Annotated in this window: 14 protein-coding genes; 8 read left to right on the top strand and 6 right to left on the bottom strand. The window is 39.3% G+C overall.

The window, feature by feature from the left end; all coding sequences use genetic code 11:
* Positions 1 to 8 precede the first annotated feature (8 nt).
* Positions 9 to 644: a 2-polyprenyl-3-methyl-6-methoxy-1,4-benzoquinone monooxygenase gene (coq7, locus tag FTT99_RS00395; protein WP_180004953.1), complete on the bottom strand. Its 636-nt coding sequence runs from the start codon at positions 642 to 644 to the stop codon at positions 9 to 11.
* A 3-nt stretch (positions 645 to 647) separates the two neighbouring features.
* Positions 648 to 1,967 (bottom strand): MFS transporter, encoded by a 1,320-nt coding sequence (locus tag FTT99_RS00390; RefSeq protein ID WP_180131821.1) that lies wholly within the window; start codon positions 1,965 to 1,967, stop codon positions 648 to 650.
* A gap of 177 nt (positions 1,968 to 2,144) precedes the next feature.
* Here FTT99_RS00390 and FTT99_RS00385 point away from each other — a divergent pair, with 177 nt between their 5' ends.
* Positions 2,145 to 4,886, top strand: coding sequence for an autotransporter assembly complex family protein (locus tag FTT99_RS00385; RefSeq protein ID WP_180131824.1), 2,742 nt, complete (start codon positions 2,145 to 2,147; stop codon positions 4,884 to 4,886).
* A gap of 21 nt (positions 4,887 to 4,907) precedes the next feature.
* Positions 4,908 to 9,428, top strand: coding sequence for a translocation/assembly module TamB domain-containing protein (locus FTT99_RS00380; RefSeq protein ID WP_180131826.1), 4,521 nt, complete (start codon positions 4,908 to 4,910; stop codon positions 9,426 to 9,428).
* Positions 9,429 to 9,501: 73 nt separating this feature from the next.
* Here the strand turns inward: FTT99_RS00380 and xseB are convergent, their stop codons facing one another.
* The 4 genes from xseB to FTT99_RS00360 all read right to left on the bottom strand — a co-directional run bounded on the left by xseB (position 9,502) and on the right by FTT99_RS00360 (position 13,048).
* Complete coding sequence (gene xseB / locus FTT99_RS00375; protein ID WP_078188551.1) at positions 9,502 to 9,696, bottom strand: exodeoxyribonuclease VII small subunit; 195 nt, start codon at positions 9,694 to 9,696, stop codon at positions 9,502 to 9,504.
* Positions 9,686 to 10,966, bottom strand: a complete 1,281-nt coding sequence (gene xseA / locus FTT99_RS00370; protein WP_180131829.1) for an exodeoxyribonuclease VII large subunit — start codon at positions 10,964 to 10,966, stop codon at positions 9,686 to 9,688. The genes xseB and xseA overlap by 11 nt, the downstream gene beginning before the upstream one ends.
* A 123-nt stretch (positions 10,967 to 11,089) precedes the next feature.
* Positions 11,090 to 12,385 carry a Y-family DNA polymerase gene (locus FTT99_RS00365; protein ID WP_180131833.1) on the bottom strand — a complete coding sequence of 432 codons (1,296 nt, stop codon included), beginning with the start codon at positions 12,383 to 12,385 and terminating at the stop codon, positions 11,090 to 11,092.
* A 15-nt stretch (positions 12,386 to 12,400) separates the two neighbouring features.
* Entirely contained in the window at positions 12,401 to 13,048 is a 648-nt protein-coding gene (locus FTT99_RS00360; protein ID WP_180131836.1) for a LexA family transcriptional regulator, read from the bottom strand.
* 298 nt (positions 13,049 to 13,346) lie between these two features.
* On the opposite strand from FTT99_RS00360, the gene FTT99_RS00355 reads away from it, so the two are divergent.
* From FTT99_RS00355 to FTT99_RS00330, 6 genes are all read left to right on the top strand, one after another.
* Positions 13,347 to 13,781 (top strand): I78 family peptidase inhibitor, encoded by a 435-nt coding sequence (locus FTT99_RS00355; protein ID WP_111884976.1) that lies wholly within the window; start codon positions 13,347 to 13,349, stop codon positions 13,779 to 13,781.
* Positions 13,782 to 13,893: 112 nt separating this feature from the next.
* On the top strand, positions 13,894 to 14,253 hold the full coding sequence (locus tag FTT99_RS00350; protein ID WP_078193938.1) for a hypothetical protein: 360 nt from the start codon (positions 13,894 to 13,896) through the stop codon (positions 14,251 to 14,253).
* A gap of 296 nt (positions 14,254 to 14,549) precedes the next feature.
* Complete coding sequence (locus tag FTT99_RS00345) at positions 14,550 to 14,819, top strand: hypothetical protein (protein WP_180077016.1); 270 nt, start codon at positions 14,550 to 14,552, stop codon at positions 14,817 to 14,819.
* Between the two features lie 298 nt (positions 14,820 to 15,117).
* Complete coding sequence (locus FTT99_RS00340; RefSeq protein ID WP_180131839.1) at positions 15,118 to 17,757, top strand: bifunctional aconitate hydratase 2/2-methylisocitrate dehydratase; 2,640 nt, start codon at positions 15,118 to 15,120, stop codon at positions 17,755 to 17,757.
* Positions 17,758 to 17,866: 109 nt separating this feature from the next.
* Positions 17,867 to 18,865, top strand: a complete 999-nt coding sequence (locus tag FTT99_RS00335) for a hypothetical protein (RefSeq protein WP_180131841.1) — start codon at positions 17,867 to 17,869, stop codon at positions 18,863 to 18,865.
* Positions 18,866 to 19,012: 147 nt separating this feature from the next.
* Positions 19,013 to 20,257 (top strand): putative phage abortive infection protein, encoded by a 1,245-nt coding sequence (locus tag FTT99_RS00330; protein WP_180161150.1) that lies wholly within the window; start codon positions 19,013 to 19,015, stop codon positions 20,255 to 20,257.
* Positions 20,258 to 20,285 lie beyond the last annotated feature (28 nt).

Here is a 20,285-nt window from a genome sequence, read left to right as displayed (position 1 = left end):
GAAAAGCATTAAATGTAATAACTGGTTTTGGTCATCAGCTTTGAAATACCAGTCATGGCAATACGAACTGGAACAGGAAGGTCTACACCACCTGCATTGAGTGCTGTATCACGGTGATGCAGCTCATCTTCATTCATTTGCACTAAGATTTTTCGTGAACGTTCGTCTTGTTCAGGAAGTTGGCGGATGTGGTCTTCTAAATGCAGACTCACCTGACGCTCAGTTTCAGCGACAAAACCTAGGCTGTATTTATCACCGGCAATACCCGCCAATGCGCCCATTCCAAAAGAAAGGCCGTACCAAACAGGGTTGAGCAGGCTAGTATGGCTGTCTAATTCTTTTAAGCGGTCTTCACACCAAGCCAAATGATCTTGTTCTTCAATCGCAGCGTGTTCCATTTCACGGCGTACGTTCGGCAGTTTCGCGGTGAGGGCTTGGCCATGATAAAGCGCTTGAGCACACACTTCACCACTATGGTTGACCCGCATTAGACCTGCAACATGACGTGCTTCACTGACTGCAAGTTGAGTCTTTTCAGCAACAGACGGATTTTCACGATGTGCAGCCGTTGCTCCGGGAACTAAACTACGTAAGGCCTGATCAAATGAGTGAATAAGTTTGTCGACACCTGTAAATTGACGCATGGATTAATCCTCCAGAGAGACTTGCGTAGTTTTAAGCAAAGGTTTGATGCGTAATAGCAGCCAAATACAAAAGATTGCACTGAGCACTGCGGTTATACAAAAAAGTATTTTAATATCAATCTTTAAAACACTCAGAATGATAATTGAAAATATAGCAGAAGATACCATAAATACCGCATTTAAAATGTTGTTTGCGGCAACCACTCGCGCACGATGTGAGCGTGGAGAATAAGCTTGCATCATTGCATAGAGCGGAACGATGTAAAAACCACCACTAATACCCAATAAAGTCACGGCAATCATGACATGGTAATAGCCCCAACCTTGATGAAAAACTTCTGAAAGGGTAATAAGTGGGCCAGTTTGAGTCGGGACAAGCGTTAAACTAAATGCTAAATACAGTGCAAATACCGTTAAACCGACAGCACCGATGGGAACCATCTTAATATTGACTTGAGTGCCGCCCAATTTACGACAAAGCAATGAACCTACGCCCACACCGACAGAGAAAAAGGTCAATAGCAAGCTAACGACATTTTCAGAGGCATGTAGATTTTGCTGAGTCATTTGTGGAATTTGGGTGAGGTAGGTTGCACCATAAAACCAATACCACGAGTTCCCCAATAAAATAGTAAAAATTAGCGGCAAACTTTTGGCATATTTCATCGTTTGATAACTAGTTCGGAAAAAGTTCCAATCGATTTTTAAATCTGGTGTAGTGACATTTTGCTTAAGAATAAAACGACTGGTGATATAACCTGAAATGGCGATGGTCATAACTGTCAGGCTGATCCATATTAAATTGCCTTGTGAGGAAGCAATCACTGCACCGCCCAAAATCATCCCGAATAAAATCGCCATGGACGTTGCCGATTGGAACAGAGCATTGCCTGACATCAGTTCATTGGGCTTTAAAATTTCAGGCAAAATCGCATATTTGATTGGACCAAAAAATGTCGAATGGGTCCCCATCAAAAATAAAGCCAACAATAACAACCATAAATGACCGGTCAGAAAGCCAATACTGCCGATGATCATGATGATAATTTCTAAAATTTTGATGCCACGGACAAGTTGTGAACGTTCAAACTTATCTGCGATCTGTCCCGCTGTCGCTGAAAAAATAAAGTAGGGTAAAATAAACAATAATGCAGCTAGATTGTTTAGCGTGCTGATGGGTAATGCCTGTTGTTGGATTAATCCATAGGTGATGACCAACAATAAAGCCTGTTTGTAGACATTGTCATTGAGGGCCCCAAAAAATTGGGTCAAAAACATAGGCAGGAAACGGCGTGTACCTAGCAGATGTTCGTTGTTATTCATAAGCGTCTTGCTACATTAAGTTTTATTAAGAAATGTGAGTGATTGGTAAAATCTCTAAAAAAATCATGTAATATGTTTTTGAGTTTGGGGATGGCGAAAAACCAATAGATATAAGATCTTTAGCTCTACATCTGATTGACTAAGTCCATTACATAATGAAATTTGTTAGAGTTTGCTATGCCTGCAAAAATCAAGTTTAAAAAAACAATGCTTCATCACAGTATGGCTCACTGCATACGACAGCATCATAGCAATAAAAGTCTATATATGAGCATCTTTTTGACCTTGTGTGCTCAGCATAGTTTCGCCCAAACTCCCGCGGAAACTGTTCCAACCTCTGCAGATACAAAAGCAGAGATTGTTGCTGAAATCAAGGATGAGGCTGTAAAGCAAGGGCTATCGACGCCTGAAGCAATTGAAAAAATTGAAAATATAAATGAGCCGAAAGAATCTGTTGATAGTATGAAAATGCTGCAAGAACAGCAGCAAGCAGGAACACAACTACAAGAATTTAAACCCATTGAGTTCGAAGATTTAGAAAACTTACCCGTGACACCTGTTGATCAAAACATGGCGAATGAAATCTTCCAAGTTGCTGAAGAGGCCAAACGTCAGGCGCAGGAGTACCGTGCGACACAACAAACAGAAGTTGCTGTTGCGGACATTACCCAAAAAGAGTTAACGGAAATTAACCAAGCGCCAGTCAATATTGATCAGCTCATGAGTGAAATTCGCTCTGATAATGAAATTACTGCAACACAAAATGAAAATGCCAGTACGCTGCAAGAGCTGAATAATCCAACTGTGGAAGATGATGCAGAGCCGGGTATTTTCAAGCGCTTATTATATAAAGTGCGTCCGCCACGTCAGATGAATACGGCAAAAGTGCCACGAATTAGTGCGGATGTTGAAATTACCTCAGCACATAATACCAGTCAGACTTCGAGTAAAGCCTATGGTGCGGCACTGGAAGATCTCAAAGCCAATATTAAAGGCAAGCTTTCAAGTTTTACCCAAGAATCCTTTAGCGATTTTCCATCGGCTTTGCCTCAATTACGCAGCTTGTCCAATCAAGCTGCACAAGCTGTAGGTTTTTATCAGTCAGAATTCAAATTTGAAAAAGTGTCTGATAGTAAAGTTCGTGTATTGGTTACACCAAATACGCCTGTGCAAATTCAAAAGCAAAATATTGAATTTTCAGGGGCTGGAGCAAATCAAGCTCAGTTTCAGGTGATTGGTGTTTTACCAGATCAGGAAGAAGGTGACATTCTTAATCATGGTGAATACGAAACGACGAAAGGCCGAATTAATGATGCAGCGACCAATAACGGTTATTTCGACTCGTACTGGCGTTTGCACGATGTAAGAGTGGCTCAACCACAAAATACAGCCGATATCAATTTGCGATTTGAAACGGGTGAGCGTTATAAGCTTGGCGAAGTCGAATTTCGAATGAGTGATCCTAATGCAGAGTTTCCATTGGATCGAGATATTTTAGAAAGTTTGGTGACGTGGAAAGACGGTGCTGATTATACTTTCTGGCGTGTAAATGGTTTAGCCAATAATCTGACCAACTCTCGCTATTTTAACTACACCTTAGTTGATGCGATTCGTCCAGACCCAATTGAAAAGCCGCTTGAACTGCCACCAGATATTCAGACCTTGGTCGATCAAAATCAGTTGTCTGAAAGTTCACAAGTAGTGAAAGACAAAACGGAAGTGATGTCGAATAAGGAAGTCACGCAAAAAGTGGTTGATGAAGACCAATTTGCGGGGGTGAATGATGCAGAGCAATCCTCTAAATTACGCAGGTTGCAAGATACGCAAGATGCTAAACAAGCAGAACAAGAACGTTTAAAAGCGCAAGCACGTGAAGATAAAAAAGTCCCTGTGATCGTGACACTAAATGCAGATAAGTTGAATAGTGCAGAAATTGGTGCTGGTTTTGGTACCGACACCGGTACACGTGTTCGTGGGCAGTATCGCCGTGCCATCGTGAATAAACGTGGTCATTCTTTTGACGCCAACATGGAAGTATCCAAAATCCGTCAATCGATTGATGGTCGCTATAACATTCCTTATAACCATCCATTAAATGACTATGTCAGCTTGGTCGGTGGTTATGAGCGTGAAGAACGTGACGATGTCGGTCAAGGCGTTAATCTTTCGATTGAATCTGCTGTAGCTGGGGTTGACCGGATTATTAAAAACCCACGTGGTAGTTGGCAGCATACCTTTGGTTTACGTTACCGTTTGGACCGTATTACCGATGACGGCCTAAGTCCTAGTGATGACATTCCAGATGCGTTCTTGGTAAATACCAACAATGAACAGCAGTCTTTGATGTTTGGCTATGAAATTTCTCGAACCGACTCTGATAAACGTGTGAATCCGAGTAAAGGGATTAAGCAAACCTATAAAGTTGAAGTCGGAAGTGAAAGCTTACTTTCAGATGCTGACATGGCGATCTTGAATGCGGGCTGGCGCTTTATTTATTCATTGGGTGAAAATGATAATCACCAGTTCGTGGGGCGCAGTGATTTAGGTTATATTCTGACAGAGAACTTTGATAAAGTTCCTTATAACTTACGCTACTTTACCGGTGGTGACCAAACCATTCGCGGCTTTGACTATAAGAGTTTAGCTGCCGAAGAAAATGGCTATAAAATTGGTGGTCAAGTTTTGGCAACGGGTTCATTAGAATATAACTACCAATTTAAAGAAGGCTGGCGTGCTGCGGTCTTTAGTGACTTTGGTAATGCGTACGATAAAGACTTTAATACACCGACTGCATATAGCGCAGGTGTGGGGATTCGTTGGGCTTCTCCAATTGGCCCAATTCGTTTAGATGTCGCTACTGGACTTTCTGACGACAGCAAACCAATTCGTTTACATTTCTTTATTGGTTCACAATTATAATTTTTAGGTGATGTGTTTTTTATGACTGAACAAGAACAGCAAGAACCAGAAAACGAAACGCCGGTAGAGCAACTGCCAAAGAAGCGTCGTATTCTTCGAAGTGTCATTTTGACCTTCGTGTTCGTGCTTATCTTTTTGGTGGCTGCATTAGCAGTCATGTTCTCTACAGACAAAGGCAGTAAGTTTTTACTTGACCGTGTTCTGGAACGTCAGCAAATCATTCACTATGAATATGAAGGTGGTAACCTGTGGCGGGGCATTATTTTACGAAATGTCCTCGTTACGCTAAAACCTGTCGATGTAAAAATTGACCGTGCCGATATTACACTCGGTTGGCGCGCCATTATTAATAAAGAAATTCATTTAAATAAAGCAGATGTTAAAAATCTGCAAATTATTACCAAGACCCCACCTAGCGATAAACCTTTTGCATTTAGTGAAATCCGTCTGCCTTTCGTCCTTCGTGTCGATCATGCAGATCTAGATCATATGCTGATTAAAACCCATAGTTCAGGTGTGGATTTTTATGACATTGAATTGAATGAAGCGCTTTGGTCAGGGACGGAATTAAAATTTGAAGATACCCGTATGGATATGGGCTATTTATCTGTGCGCCAAGCGTCTGGGAATATGAAATTTGAAGGCAAGTATCCGCTAAATGCTGTGGGTATTGTCAATTTACCTTCACTACGTGAAAGCTTGAACATTCATGATATTCAAGTGGTGGCTAAAGGATCTCTTGATACGATTCAAGCTGGTGTGGCAACTCATACCCCAGATCTTTTAACTGGTTGGGCTGTGGTTCATCCAATGCGTCCACATGTTCCAATGTTTGGTGCACTCAAATTTAAAAACTATCATTTACCTTTACTGACTGAGCAAAAGCTTTTTGCTAAAAATGGTCTGGCAAAATTCAAAGGGGATATTCAGCGTCTTAATTTAGATTTAGACACGGACCTGAGCGGTGCCAATATCCCTGAAGGTAAATATACTGCGCTCATGAGTACGGACTTGGTCAACCAACTTGATATTACTAACCTAAATGGTCAAGTGATGGGCGGCGCTGTCAATTTGGGCGGCGTGGTGAGTTGGAAAGATCAGGTCACTTGGGATGTAAGCGGTCGTTTAGATAAAATTAATCCAAAACATAAGTTGATTCCGCAGGTGGTTCAAGATTTTCTACCTGTGAGTTTAAATAGTAAGATTGCTTCTAAAGGGACCCTTGAAAAAGGCATGCACCTGACGGCGTTGGTGGATTTTGATCAATATGAAACTTGGAATTTAAAACTCGATCAAGCGCCTGCTAAAAATAATAAAGCTCAGCCGATACTGATGGATGTGTCTTGGAAAAATATAGACCGTGCAGTGCCATATGTTGGATGGTTGAGTAGTGATTCGGGCAATGTGCAATTGGCGCTTACAGAAGGTCAGCAAAACATTAATGTGGCGACCACCGTGTCACGACATGAAAAAGGTGCTCTGCCTGCTGGACAATATCAAGCCAAACTCAATCTGAAAAATAACAATCTCAATGTCCCTGCCTTTAGTTATGTGGCCGACAAAGGTCAGCTCAAAGGTAACGCGGTTGTAGAATTGCCTGATGAAAAACGTATGCTGAAATGGCAAGCCAATGTACAAGCACAGCAGTTCAATCCACAAACCATCGTGGCTGCTGCGCCTGTCGATCAAATTACAGGGTCATTAAAAGCCAATGGTTATGCAAAACCAAATCAACAGATTATTCAGCTGAATAATATTGATTTGTTAGGCCGACTAGCACAGCAAAATGAAACAGTTCATTTAACAGGTCAATCTACTGCTGCGCTGACTTTCCATGATGAGAAACAAGGTGGAGGCTTTAAAGCTTTTGCTGTGAATTATGATGGTGGCCTCAATGCAAGCCAAGTTGCCGCAAGTAAAGGCAGTTTGATTTTCAAAGTATCTGGCACACCTGAATTAATTAAAATAGCCGAGCTGCGTCATGATGGCGTGGCAGGTAAAATTTCTGCCAATGGACAAGTTTTACTACAAAAAGCCATTGGTTGGGATATTAATGCATCACTGGTGCATTTTAAGCCGCATTATTTTGCCTCAAATGTACGGGGTGAATTATCTGGAAATTTAAAAACCAATGGTGTGTGGTCAGATGCGCTAAAACGAATTCAAATTGAACGTCTGAATTTGGCAGGTATGATCAATAACAAACCTGTCCGTGGTCAAGGTAACTTGGCGATGGTGATTAATTCAAATCAATCCGGCTTTATGCCAAAACAGTTTGAAGCGAATAATTTGCTGTTGGCTTATGCCAATAACCAAATTCAAGCCACTGGTAATGCACAAAATTTACAATTGAAAATTAATGCACCAGCGTTATATGAAATTTATGCAGGTCTACGTGGACGTGCTTATGGCTACTTAAATGTTCAAGCACAGCCACGACTGCAAGCATCTGCCAATATCGCAATAGATGATTTTGCTTTTAATAATTTATTCAGTGTGAAAAAAATACGGGTGCAAGGCGAGTTGCCAACTTCTGCGACTTCACCAAGTTTATTAACGGCAACGATGGATAATTTACGCAGTAACAACCGTGAGATTGTAAAAGGTCAAATTTCACTGGCCGGTACACGTAATGCGCATTTATTAAAAGTCAGTGCTGAAAATAAATTATCAAAATTTTATGTGCAGTTAGCTGGTGGTTTTAACGCACAAAATAATTGGCTTGGTCAGATTCAAAAAGGCGATTTTGACTCCTTGCGTACACGTCTTGTGCAGCGTCAAAATGCATCGATTATTTACAACACTGCACAGTCTGACTTATTTGTTGGCGCACATTGTTGGATGAGCCAGCAAAGTGAATTATGTTTTGATCAGCCGATTCGTGTGAATAAAAACCGCGGCAATGTATCTTTTGTGACAAAGAACCTAGACTTAAATGATTTTGCAGCATTTATGCCTGAAGGCCTGGCGATTACCGGTAAAGTGAACGGTTATGCAAAAGCGTCTTGGGCGAAAGGTGCAAAACCTAAAATTGATGCACGATTAGTGACTCGTGACGGTTTACTCGGTTTAGCAGCTGAAGATCCACAGTATTTAGCATCCACTTTAAAATATGATGAAGTAGGTTTGATTGCGAAAAGTGTCGCTGAAGGGTTACAAATTCGACTTGATACCAAAGCTCCTGATATTGGTACAGGTTATGCCAATATTATTATTGACCCGTATAAAGCCAACAAACCGATCCGTGGTGAAGTGGCCTTTAACCAAGTTCAATTGAAAATCTTAAAACCATTTATACAAGATGTCCGTTCAATGGGCGGTACGTTGTCTTATGCGGCAAAAATTAGCGGAACATTGTCTCAGCCTTTAATGGATGGTGAGATTCGAGTGAAAAATGGCTCGATTAGCATGATTTCATTGCCTGTGAACTTGACCAATATTCAGTTGTATTCTGCTGTACGTCAAAACCATGCGACGATTGATGGTGCATTTAACAGTGGGCGTGGTGTAGGCAAATTAACCGGAAATATTGACTGGAAAAATGATCCACGTATCCAGTTGAATTTAACGGGTAATGAAATGTTGGTCCGTCAAGCGCCATTGATCACCGCTGTTGTAACGCCTGATTTATCTTTAGATGTGCTGCCTTTCAGTAAGAAATTAACCTTAAAAGGTAAAATTGATGTGCCGCGCGCATTGATTTCGATGCCAGAATCTTCTGCAACAGTGGTTGGGGTATCTTCAGATGTACGTGTGGTACATGAAGGTGATAACCAACTTGAGATCTTAAAATCGGCACGTCCTTGGGATATTCGCGCTGACGTACAGGTGAATATTGGTAATCAAGTGATTTTCCAAGGTTTTGATAGCCGAATTCCGTTGATTGGTCGTTTGAATTTGACACAACGTGGTTTAGAAACAGCAATGCGTGCCAATGGTGCAATCGGTGTTTCCCAGCGTGTGAAAATCGAAGCTTATGGTCAAAGTCTGGACTTGAACCGTGCGATTGCCCGTTTCAATGGACCATTGGCGAACCCAACTTTAGATATTGATGCCAATAAAGCCGTACAAGGCAGTACCGTTGGTGTTCGTGTGACGGGTACAGCATCAAGTCCTGCAATTCAGGTGTATAACGATGCAGGTCTGTCTGAACAAGAAGCCTTAAATGCCTTAATTACAGGTCGTATTAATGAAGGAAGTTCAGGTTTAAGTCAGGCGGAAGGTTTCCGTTCTGATGTGAACAACACGATTGCTGCAGCCGGTATTAGTATGGGCTTGGGTGGTACACGTGCATTGACCAATCAAATTGGTCGTACATTTGGTTTGAGTGGTTTGGCATTGGATGCTCAAGGAACAGGGGATGATACTCAGGTTTCTGTGACTGGTTATATCACACCTGACTTATTCATTCGTTATGGCGTCGGAGTATTTACACCAGTGAATAAACTGACCTTACGTTATCAAATGAATCAACGTTTGTACTTGGAAGCGAGTCAGTCTTTAGAACGAGCAATCGACTTGTTCTATAATTGGCGCTTCTAAGAGAAGTCAAAATTTGAATATAAAAAAATGCAGCTTAGGCTGCGTTTTTTTATGCAAATAATGAATTGAGAAATCAATCTTTAAACGTATCATTCAGTGCCTGTTGTACTGCTTCAACACGAGTCTTGCAGGCTTTATAGGCTTGCATCGACTCTTCAACGATTTTCATAAGATTATCAATATCGGGTTCTTGCTGAGATTCGAGTAATTCAGCATTACGTTTTAAAACTTCATAGCCTTCTTTAAAACTTAGAGTATCAGTCGTCATGATTTTTTACCTGTATATGTTGAATGTCAGCCGTGATGACACCGTCTTGCATTTCAATTTCAATCGGTGAATGCGTTGAAGGCTGAAGATTTTTCGTTGCGCGAATGGCGTGACCTTGCTGCCGGACGATGGCATAACCTTTGGAAAGCACATGAGCAGGGTTTTGCAGTAAAGTCTCACGCATGAGTATTTCAATATTCTGTGCAGCTGTTTTAAGTTGTAACTGAGCAAAATAAGCAGTGTTATCTTGGTATTGCTGTAAGAGCCGAGTTGAGTCATTGATTTGACTTTGAGACAAGGTCTTTATGACCTGTAGTAACTGATCATTTTGACTTTGATACAGGGCAATTTGATGTTGAGAGCGCAGTTGAATGCTTTGTAATGCCTCTAAAACTTCCTGAGTTCGCTCAACAATATGATTACGAATCCCCCCGATCACTTTACTCGGGGTGTCGAAAGAACGATGTGCAATTTCATCTAAGATCGTACGGTCTTTTTCATGGCCGATACCGACCCAAATTGGCACGCTACGCTTAGATAGAAGTACAGCCAAATCATAATCATTCAGATAGGCAAGATCGTTAACAGCACCGCCACCACGAATAATCACGATCAAATCTGGCGCAGTTTGAAAGTCATTGGCCCATTGTCTTAAACCCAGTGCTAAAGCATCTCGGATACTTTGTGCTGCGGTATTTCCTTGAAAGGTTGCAGCATGATAGACAAATTCACACACGCCAGCATGTTGTAGCGCATCTGCATCTTTTTTAAAGTCACCTAAGCCAGCCGCATTTTCTGGTGCAATAACCAAGACATGCTGAATATCAAATGGCGCAGGCAAGTTTCGATTTTTATGAATCAGACCTTCGCTGGTGAGCTTTTCTAAAATTTGTTGATAACGTCGAGCCAGATCACCCAAGGTAAAACTCGAATCAATTTCTTCGATATTGACTGAAAAGCCGTACTGCGGGTCAAATTTGGCACGCACTTTAACCAAGACATTTAAGTCACGACTGAGCTCAATGCCGCTTTCACGTTCAAATTTTCCGACAACTTTATTTGCAGTAAATTTCCAAATTGTGGCCTTACAACTGGCAATGACTCTATCACTTTCTTGTTCTTTTTCAGCCAATTCTAGATAGTAATGTCCACCTTTGATGTTTAAATTTCGAATCTCGGCTTTGACCCACACGGCATCATCAAAAGCCAACTGAATGACTTCTTTGACCGCAGATAGGTATTCGCTCAGCGTTAATTGAACATCAGACATAATTTAAAATAGGAGAATATAAAAATGAATATTCATTTAAATACTAAATAAATATTCAGCAATTGCAAATGATCATTTCGGTTAAAACAATAGAAGGACTAAGCGGCGCTACAACATAGTGTTTCATTTCACACGAAGTAGTTCGTTCCAATTACTCAGGTAAGCGGGGGAACACAGATTTTTTTTCATCCGCCATGTTGCAGCATCGTCCTGCGCTAAGCCGATCGAGACAAAATGATGCCCAAATTTTTTTTGAATATCGTCGATGGTGTCGGACAGTTTCAAACGGCTTTGTCTTAACGCCATATCGCAAAACAAATCTGGGGTAAAGTTTTGTTTTGGAATGATTTCTAATAACACCACACCGGCTTTTTTATATTTAAATCCTGCTTTAAAGATTTTTTCGACGGCACGCGTTGCTGCTTGGGTGATACTAATTAAGTCATCGGTATGCTCATTCAGTGTAATGGCCAGATAAGGTGCGTATTTTTCAGCAGAATTAAAGCGACTCGTTTGAATAAACACTCCCACCATACGACATAGAGAATGATCTGCTCTTAAACGTGTGACGGCTCGCGCGATATATACACGAATAGAGGCCTTAATATCTTCCAGTTCGTAGACAGGCTGACCATAGGAACGACTACTGATAATTTGCTGTTTGCTCGGCGCTTCTTCTTCAATAGACAGACAAGATAGACCTTGCAGTTCCAAGACGGTTTTTTCCATCACCACACTAAATTTTTTTCGAATATCTTTAGGCTGTGCATTGATCAGATCTAAAACATAATGAATGCCAAGCTGATTCAGGGCTTTTGTATGATTGCGACCGACGCCCCAAACTTCATTGACTGGTGTCTGGACAAGGAGTTGTTCTGAGGAACAAGGGTCCATTTCAACTAAATTGCACACACCGTTCAAATAAGCATTTTTTTTGGCAAAATGGTTGGCCATTTTGGCTTCCGTTTTAGAGCGACCAATCCCGACACAGCAGGTTAAACCTAGCCATTTTAGGATCGTATCTCGTATTTCTTTGGCATATAGGCTCAAATCAAACAGTTCTTGATAGGCAGTGAAATCTAAAAAACACTCATCGATCGAGTAAACTTCACGGTCTTCGGGGCCGACATACATGCCTAAAATATTCATAAATCGATTAGACATTTCGGTGTAGAGAGCATAGTTACTCGACAACACCTGAACATGATGCTGTTGGATTAAATCCTGAATTTGATAGACCGGCACAGCCATTTTAATCCCGAGGTCTTTGGCTTCCTGACTTCGAGATACAACACAGCCATCGTTATTGGACAGCACGACGACAGGGACATTATTGAGCTTTGGGTTAAAGACACGCTCACAACTGACGTAGCAGTTGTTAAGGTCAACTAACGCAAATATTTTATTTGCAGCTTTCATGGTGAATTCTTGTGTTTAGGTGTGTGATGAGCGCTTATAAAATTGCTTTAAATTAAAGGTCACAACACCCTGAACAACGATAGATTCGCTATCTGAAGGGATAATATGCGCATAGGCTGGATTTTCTGCTTTTAGCCAAATTTTGGGTAAGACTTTATTGGGGTCACCAAAAATGTCGGCAATTTCTTCTTTTGACATTTTTGCGGTGATCATCAATCGCTTTAAGGTGATTTCACGATTATCAATCAGTGCAACCACGATATCGCCATGTTTGGCTTCTAAGCTACGATCGACTAAAAAAGTATCATTAATTTCAAAACCGGCATTGAGTAAAGACTCGCTATCGACATGCGCAATAAATGTAGCGAGCGGGTTAATTACCAAATAATCATTTAGGTCTAAGACTTTTTCAAAAACATCTTTATTGGCGAAAGCTGGGCCAGCAGGAATACGTTCCAAGGCAACGGGAAGTTCAATACGGGTATTTTTCTGAACAGGCTGAACATTGAGCGAAGAATCCAAAAATGGATCCATAGATAGTTCTTGATATTGCCTTTCAAGCAGGGCATTGATGGTGGGACTGGGTTTGCCATCTGCGCCCATGAGCTGTTGCAAAGACGACCAAGCTTCGTCCGAAAAATAAATCGGCAGTTTTTTTGACATATTTTGCTCCTACGCAACGTGGCGTGTTTGAAGAAAAGTACTTTTTTAGCATACGCGTTGAGCAGGTCATTTTTCAAATTTATAAAACCTTTAAAATCAAAGCTGCGACAAGTTTAGTCGTTTTAAATATTGCAAAAATCATCATCAGTTCAAAGAAAATGACGTTCTGTATTTTGAACATAGGGCACATTGCTGCCTAATTACAGAAAGTGGAATGACAACTAAAAATTTCAATAAACAACTCGTTTATTTGGCACAAACTTGATAAGTTAAATTTTTATATTCAGAAATAGACTTGATGAAAAATATATGGATTTTAGCTGCACTGACAGCATTTATGGCGGGTTGTAGCACAACACAGCAAACTGAAACGACACCAGAAAAAATTGGTATGGCAAATCCAGCCAGCCAGTATTGTGTAGAACAAAAAGGTAAACTTGAAATTCGTGATGAAGCAAATGCTCAGGTCGGGTATTGCCATCTGCCAAACGGACAAGTGGTTGAAGAGTGGGCATTATTCCGTAGTAGCCAAACTGAATGTGTAGCTGATAAGGCTAAGACGCTGATTGGTCAAGCAAAATTGACTGAAGATCAGATCAAGGCAATTAGCCAAGCTCAAATTGTCCGTTTAGTAAAACCTGGGCAGCCAGTAACAATGGATTATCGTGTAGAGCGCGTCACCGTCACTGTAAATCCAATCAATCAAAAGATTATTCAAGCAACTTGTGGTTAATTTAAACGCATAAAAAAGGCCCGAAAGGGCTTTTTTTGTTTGTTCGGTTGCGACTAATTTAAATGACAAATCCATTACGATCTTTTATATTGCCCCTCGTAAGGAGAAGTTCATGAAAAAGTTATTTGCTTTATCCGTTATGGTGGCTTTGGTCGGCTGTGCTGAAAAAAAACCATTAACCCCTGAAGAGCAGTGGCAGGGTTACTGCCGCAGTGTAGGTAATGCTGCACGTACGATTATGTTAGATCGTCAAAATGCAATTGAAAAAGACAAAGCAGTTGAGCATGCCAACAAAATTGAGGATGAAACCACCAAAGGATTTATCCTGAACATTATTGATGAAGTTTATGCCTTGCCGCAAGCTGAGATTAATACTGATGTTGAAAAAGCACGTGAAAAAATTCGTGCTGAGTTTACTGAAAAATGTATCGCAACACCGCATACCGAAATGCCAGATTATAAACCGTTCTAAGGAACGGTTTTTTATGCGAGAAAGCGCGTAAAGCAAAACCTAAAGGCTCTATTCAGCAGTGAGTAGTTACAACGGGGCAACTATCCGTTGTTTAGCCATATGATGGAGTTCATGCTTATTTTGCGAATGCATATTTATCTTCGGGTTACTTTGAATATGAGATGCTTAAAGATTTTTAAATAGCCTAAGCAGAGCGAAATACAAATTGTGACAACTTGCTAAATCATAAATATAGAAAAGCAAATCTTTTTAATGAATAATGAAATGGAGAATAAAAAACAGTAGAGGAGCAGAATATGGACGTTATAGGTTATATGCATCACTCAGATCTACTCCTAGAAGATGAACAAGGCGTAGCAATTATCGGTGATGGGAACTACGTGCTCAGCATTGGAGATAAAGTCACATTACGCCAAAAAGTAGATGAATTTTCTCAACGCTATTTGGTCGATATCAGCTTTGCAAGTAATCAACATCAAACCACATGTCAGGACGAATGGTACCTCAGATTTACAGGCGATCGAGCAGAACTTCAGCAATATATCACTGCAACCACTGTACACTAAGGTGGAATATCCAATACCGATAAAAACAGGCAACATTTAGTTGCCTTTTTTTTTGATGGTTAATTTTAGTCAAAAGTTAATATACGCAAGAAAAGCGTGTTCTAAGTATTGATTTTGCTTAATGTATAAACGATATGAGGATCATTTATTTATAAAATAACGGGCATCACGAAGAAACACTTGTAGTGCATTAACTTTTAACTGGAATTTTAGTAAAATTTAGCAGTCCATATTATTTGCGTAGCTTTATTTAAAGCAGGAATGCGTAAATAATTTTTTAAAAAAGAGGAATAACACCGTGCTAGAAGCTTACCGCCAACACGTTGAAGAACGTGCCGCACTCGGAGTCCCACCGAAGCCACTTGACGATGCTCAAACAGCTGCATTAGTTGAATTATTAAAAAACCCACCAGCTGGCGAAGAAGCATTTTTAGTTGATTTACTAGAAAACCGTGTTCCAGCGGGTGTTGACCAAGCTGCATACGTTAAAGCTGCTTTCTTAGCTGCTTTGGCAAAAGGTGAAGCGACTTCTCCACTAGTAACTAAAGAACGTGCGGTTTACCTACTAGGTACTATGCTTGGTGGTTATAACGTTGCTCCTTTAGTTGCACTTCTTGATGATGCAGAGCTTGGTGAATTAGCTGCTGACGCACTTAAGAAAACTCTTCTTGTATTTGATGCCTTCCACGACGTTGCTGATAAAGCAAAAGCGGGCAATGCGAATGCACAAGCAGTTATGCAATCTTGGGCAGATGCTGAATGGTTCACTAGCCGTAAAGACGTTCCTGAAGAAATCAAACTTACAGTTTTCAAAGTAACTGGCGAAACGAACACAGACGACTTGTCACCTGCACAAGACGCGTGGAGCCGTCCAGACATTCCGTTACATGCTAACGCAATGCTTAAAAACGTACGTGACGGTATCAATCCAGAAGTTCCTGGCGAAGTTGGTCCACTTAGCCAAATCAAAGAGCTTATCGCGAAAGGCAACCAAGTTGCTTACGTAGGTGACGTTGTTGGTACTGGTTCTTCTCGTAAGTCAGCAACTAACTCTGTACTTTGGTTCTTTGGTGACGAAATTGCTCACATTCCGAACAAAAAAGACGGTGGTTATTGCTTAGGTTCTAAAATCGCTCCGATTTTCTTCAACACTATGGAAGATGCTGGTGCATTGCCAGTAGAAATCGATGTTCAAAACATGAACATGGGCGACGAAATCACGCTTAAAATCGACCACGCTGCTGCTAAAGTAACTGCGTTCAAAGACGGCGTTCAAATCGCTGAATCTGAACTTAAAACTCCAGTTCTTTTAGATGAAGTACGTGCTGGTGGCCGTATCAACCTTATCGTTGGTCGTGGTTTAACAACTAAAGCTCGTGAAGCTCTTGGTCTTGCACCTTCAACTTTATTCCGTACTCCAGTTCAACCTGCAGCTACTGGTAAAGGCTTCACTCAAGCTCAAAAAATGGTTGGTCGCGCTTGTGGTCTTCCTGAAGGTCAAGGTGTACTTCCAGGTACTTACTGTGAACCTAAGATGACTACTGTTGGTTCTCAAGATACAACAGGTCCAATGACTCGTGACGAACTTAAAGATCTTGCTTGCCTAGGCTTCTCTGCTGACCTAGTTATGCAATCTTTCTGTCATACAGCTGCGTATCCAAAACCAGTTGACGTTCAAATGCAGCACACGCTTCCTGATTTCATCATGAACCGTGGTGGTGTTTCTCTACGTCCAGGTGATGGTATTATCCACTCTTGGTTAAACCGTATGCTTCTTCCAGATACAGTTGGTACTGGTGGTGACTCACATACTCGTTTCCCAATCGGTATTTCTTTCCCAGCGGGTTCTGGTCTTGTAGCGTTTGCTGCTGCAACTGGCGTTATGCCACTAGACATGCCTGAGTCTGTGCTTGTTAAGTTCAAAGGTAAAATGCAACCTGGTATCACTCTACGTGACCTAGTACATGCGATTCCTTACGTTGCGATCCAAGAAGGCGACTTAACTGTAGAGAAAAAAGGTAAGAAAAACATCTTCTCTGGCCGTATCCTTGAGATCGACCTTACAGAAATGGAAACTGACCTTACTGTTGAGCAAGCGTTCGAACTTTCTGATGCATCTGCTGAACGTTCTGCTGCTGGTTGTTCTATCACGCTTTCTGAAGAGAAAGTTGCTGAATACCTTAAATCAAACATTACTATGTTGAAATGGATGATTTCTGAAGGTTATGGCGATGCTCGTACTATGGCGCGCCGTGTAGAAAACATGGAGAAATGGTTAGCGAACCCAAGCCTAATCAAAGCAGATCCAGATGCTGAATACACTAAAGTGTATGAAATTGACCTTTCTACAATCACTGAACCAGTTCTTTGCTGCCCGAACGACCCAGATGACGCTAAATTGCTTTCTGACGTTGCTGGTACAAAAATTGACGAAGTATTCGTTGGTTCATGTATGACTAACATTGGTCACTTCCGTGCGGCTGGTAAACTTCTAGACAAAGTTCCTGGTGGTTCTTTATCTACTCGTCTATGGTTGGCTCCTCCAACTCGTATGGACGAACGTCAATTGATGGAAGAAGGTTTCTACAACATCTATGGTAAAGCTGGCGCTCGTACAGAAATGCCAGGTTGTTCATTATGTATGGGTAACCAAGCACGTGTAGCTCCGAACACTACTTGTGTATCGACTTCTACTCGTAACTTCCCGAACCGTTTAGGTCAAGGTGCGAACGTTTACTTAGCTTCCGCTGAGCTTGCTTCTGTTGCTGCTGTACTTGGTAAATTACCAACTCCAGCTGAGTACCAAGAATACGCAGCTCAAATTGATAGCATGTCTGCCGACATCTACCAATACTTAAGCTTCGACAAAATGAGCGACTATACTGACGCTTCTAAAGATGTTGATACTAAGAAAATTGCTGCTGCTCAATTATCTTAATTGATTAAGTAGAATAGAAAATCCCACTTCCGAGTGGGATTTTCTTCGTTCATGTGTAAATAAAAACATAAAAATAAAAAACTAATCGAGATAAATTATGAAAATTAATATGTTCGCTTTAATTGGGTTTTGTTTATTTTCAATAAATACCTATGCTGATGTTTCGTATTCAAAACTGAGTAAAAAGCAGTTTGCAGTAGAAAGTAATTTTGAGACAAATGCCGAAATTCAATCAAAAATGATAGATATGATTGAGCAAAAAAGATTCAAAGAAATATCGGATAAAGCCAAATATTTATTAAATAGTGAAGAATATAATATTGATGGTAAGTTTAAGCATACCGCATTGTTAGATACCTTGCTGTATATCGTTAATCGTTCAAGAGTGACGTCTAACAATTATTTTATTGAAAATATTTCAGTAGGGCAGGAGTGGATAAAAGCTGTACCAGACTCACCGTTAGGATATATTTATTACGCTTTATGGATAAGACAGCAGGCATGGAAAGTCAGAGGTGGAGATTATTCAGCGAATGTTTCTAAGAAAAATATAAAGTATTTTAGTGAGCAATCTATAAGAAATCTTAATTTTTTATTCGATAATTATGAAGTCGCATCTAAAGATCCTTTTTATTATTACATTGTGCTGATCACATTGGCAGATTTAGGGATGGAAGAAGAGTATTTAAAGGCTTATCAAGATGGTGTTATAAAGTTCCCAAAACAGCGTGTCATTTATAATACCTACATGTCATATTTTAATAATAAATGGTTTGGTGAAAATTATGATGCGATCAGTATGGTTGTAAATGATATACAGAAGCTGAATCCTACTGATCAAGATTTTAACTATTACCATATTATGTATACAGCAAATAGTTATAAATATGATTTAAATAAGTTGGATGTGAATTGGGGGCGTGTAGAGCAAGGGGCGGTAAACTCATTGGAAAAACTGGCGTCATCTAGGAAAATTCAGGACATTCAAAAACTATATTGTACATATCCAGGGAACAAACAAAGACTAGCGAGATTATTTAATTCACTTAAAATAAATCAATTAGATAAAAGTTATATAGATGAGAGTTTAAGCCGTTGTCAAAGCTAAGTTAATTAAGTGGAGACGATATGAAGTCTTACATAGACGCATCTAAAGAAGTTGATAAGAAGAAAATTGCTGTTTAATTGCCTTAATTTGTTGATACTTAAGTAGTAATTATATAAGATGAAGGCTAATTAATTAGCCTTCATCTTTATGTCAGTGACTAAACAAGATAAAGAAAAAAGTATAGTTTATATAACTATAGTTTGGGTTTTAAAGTGGATAATTTCTCCGATATTAACTTTTTTTGTTCTTTCTTTTATAATTTTAAAAATCTTATCATATGTTAACATAAATCAATTTGATCAAGATCCTTATCTTATTAATGTAGGTTATATTGGAAGCAGTTTATCAGGTGTATCTAGTTTAGTTTCAATTATATTAACTTTAATTGCTATTTATTACGTAAGAAAAACTTATATAAATGATAGAAAAAGGAATTTAGAGCAAGATTTTGAAAATAAATTTTTTCTCTTAATTAATAATTTATTAGATGTTAAATCAAATTTAGATCATGATAAATTAAGTGAAATTATTAAAATGGTTAAAGATTTAAATTTGCATGATGCAAAAGTTGTTGTGAGAAATAACAATCATATTTTTGGAGACTTTTTTAGAAATTTATACTTACTTCTTAAGTTTGTTAATTCTAATAAAAGTAAAATTTCGAAAAATGGTTTGGATTTAAAATTTTACACGAATTTAATTAGATCATATCTGTCAGTCGAGTTAACTCAATTATTGGCGATAAATTGTTATATAATGGATGATGAGAAAGATAGTAATTACGAAGCATATAGACAGCTGATTGAAGAATATAGTTTTTTAGAGCATATGTCTTTTGTTGATTTAAATAGAAATTTGGTATTTCCTTCTTTATGTGCATTTGGATACTATGATAAGAATGCCTTTGATAAAAATATATGGTTAAAGTGCAATAATAAACTCCCTGAGATTTATAGATTTAATAGCCCGAACTTGATATTTCCTTTTATATCTTATATTTGTAATAAACAAATATATAGCAAAGATAGTGATAAAATTTATATATCTAAAGGTAAAAATAATAATTCAATTTCATTTAACTATGTTTCTAAAGATAATAATGAGCTATATAAAAGTTACTGTGTGACTATGGAGTATGATGATTTTGGTCAGATTAAAATAGATGATCATATATATGGATTTTTGAATTTTTTATGCGATGATAAATTTTACCATCTTTACTTAGATTTTAATTATTCTAAAGATTATGATGGAGATACTGAAGACTATACAATGCTAAGAATATTAATTGGTCAATTTTCGGATAAAGATTTCATCTTGGTTAAAAATGAACCTAGCTATCATAAGACTGAGCAGTTAGATGAAAATATTGAATTAGTGACAATGTATTAACTTGTGTTTAAATGATGAAATCTATTTA

Origin of the sequence: Acinetobacter sp. YH12040 (assembly GCF_013420005.1) — a bacterium.
Taxonomy (GTDB): Bacteria; Pseudomonadota; Gammaproteobacteria; order Pseudomonadales; family Moraxellaceae; genus Acinetobacter; species Acinetobacter amyesii.
This window is presented reverse-complemented; position numbering and strand designations above follow the sequence as displayed.

Bases quoted from the DNA above. Each gene is read 5' to 3' on its own strand.
- coq7 (WP_180004953.1), bottom strand. From the start codon at position 644: ATGCGTCAATTTACAGGTGTCGACAAACTTATTCACTCATTTGATCAG.
- FTT99_RS00390 (WP_180131821.1), bottom strand. From the start codon at position 1,967: ATGAATAACAACGAACATCTGCTAGGTACACGCCGTTTCCTGCCTATG.
- FTT99_RS00385 (WP_180131824.1), top strand. From the start codon at position 2,145: ATGCCTGCAAAAATCAAGTTTAAAAAAACAATGCTTCATCACAGTATG.
- FTT99_RS00380 (WP_180131826.1), top strand. From the start codon at position 4,908: ATGACTGAACAAGAACAGCAAGAACCAGAAAACGAAACGCCGGTAGAG.
- xseB (WP_078188551.1), bottom strand. From the start codon at position 9,696: ATGACGACTGATACTCTAAGTTTTAAAGAAGGCTATGAAGTTTTAAAA.
- xseA (WP_180131829.1), bottom strand. From the start codon at position 10,966: ATGTCTGATGTTCAATTAACGCTGAGCGAATACCTATCTGCGGTCAAA.
- FTT99_RS00365 (WP_180131833.1), bottom strand. From the start codon at position 12,385: ATGAAAGCTGCAAATAAAATATTTGCGTTAGTTGACCTTAACAACTGC.
- FTT99_RS00360 (WP_180131836.1), bottom strand. From the start codon at position 13,048: ATGTCAAAAAAACTGCCGATTTATTTTTCGGACGAAGCTTGGTCGTCT.
- FTT99_RS00355 (WP_111884976.1), top strand. From the start codon at position 13,347: ATGAAAAATATATGGATTTTAGCTGCACTGACAGCATTTATGGCGGGT.
- FTT99_RS00350 (WP_078193938.1), top strand. From the start codon at position 13,894: ATGAAAAAGTTATTTGCTTTATCCGTTATGGTGGCTTTGGTCGGCTGT.
- FTT99_RS00345 (WP_180077016.1), top strand. From the start codon at position 14,550: ATGGACGTTATAGGTTATATGCATCACTCAGATCTACTCCTAGAAGAT.
- FTT99_RS00335 (WP_180131841.1), top strand. From the start codon at position 17,867: ATGTTCGCTTTAATTGGGTTTTGTTTATTTTCAATAAATACCTATGCT.
- FTT99_RS00330 (WP_180161150.1), top strand. From the start codon at position 19,013: ATGTCAGTGACTAAACAAGATAAAGAAAAAAGTATAGTTTATATAACT.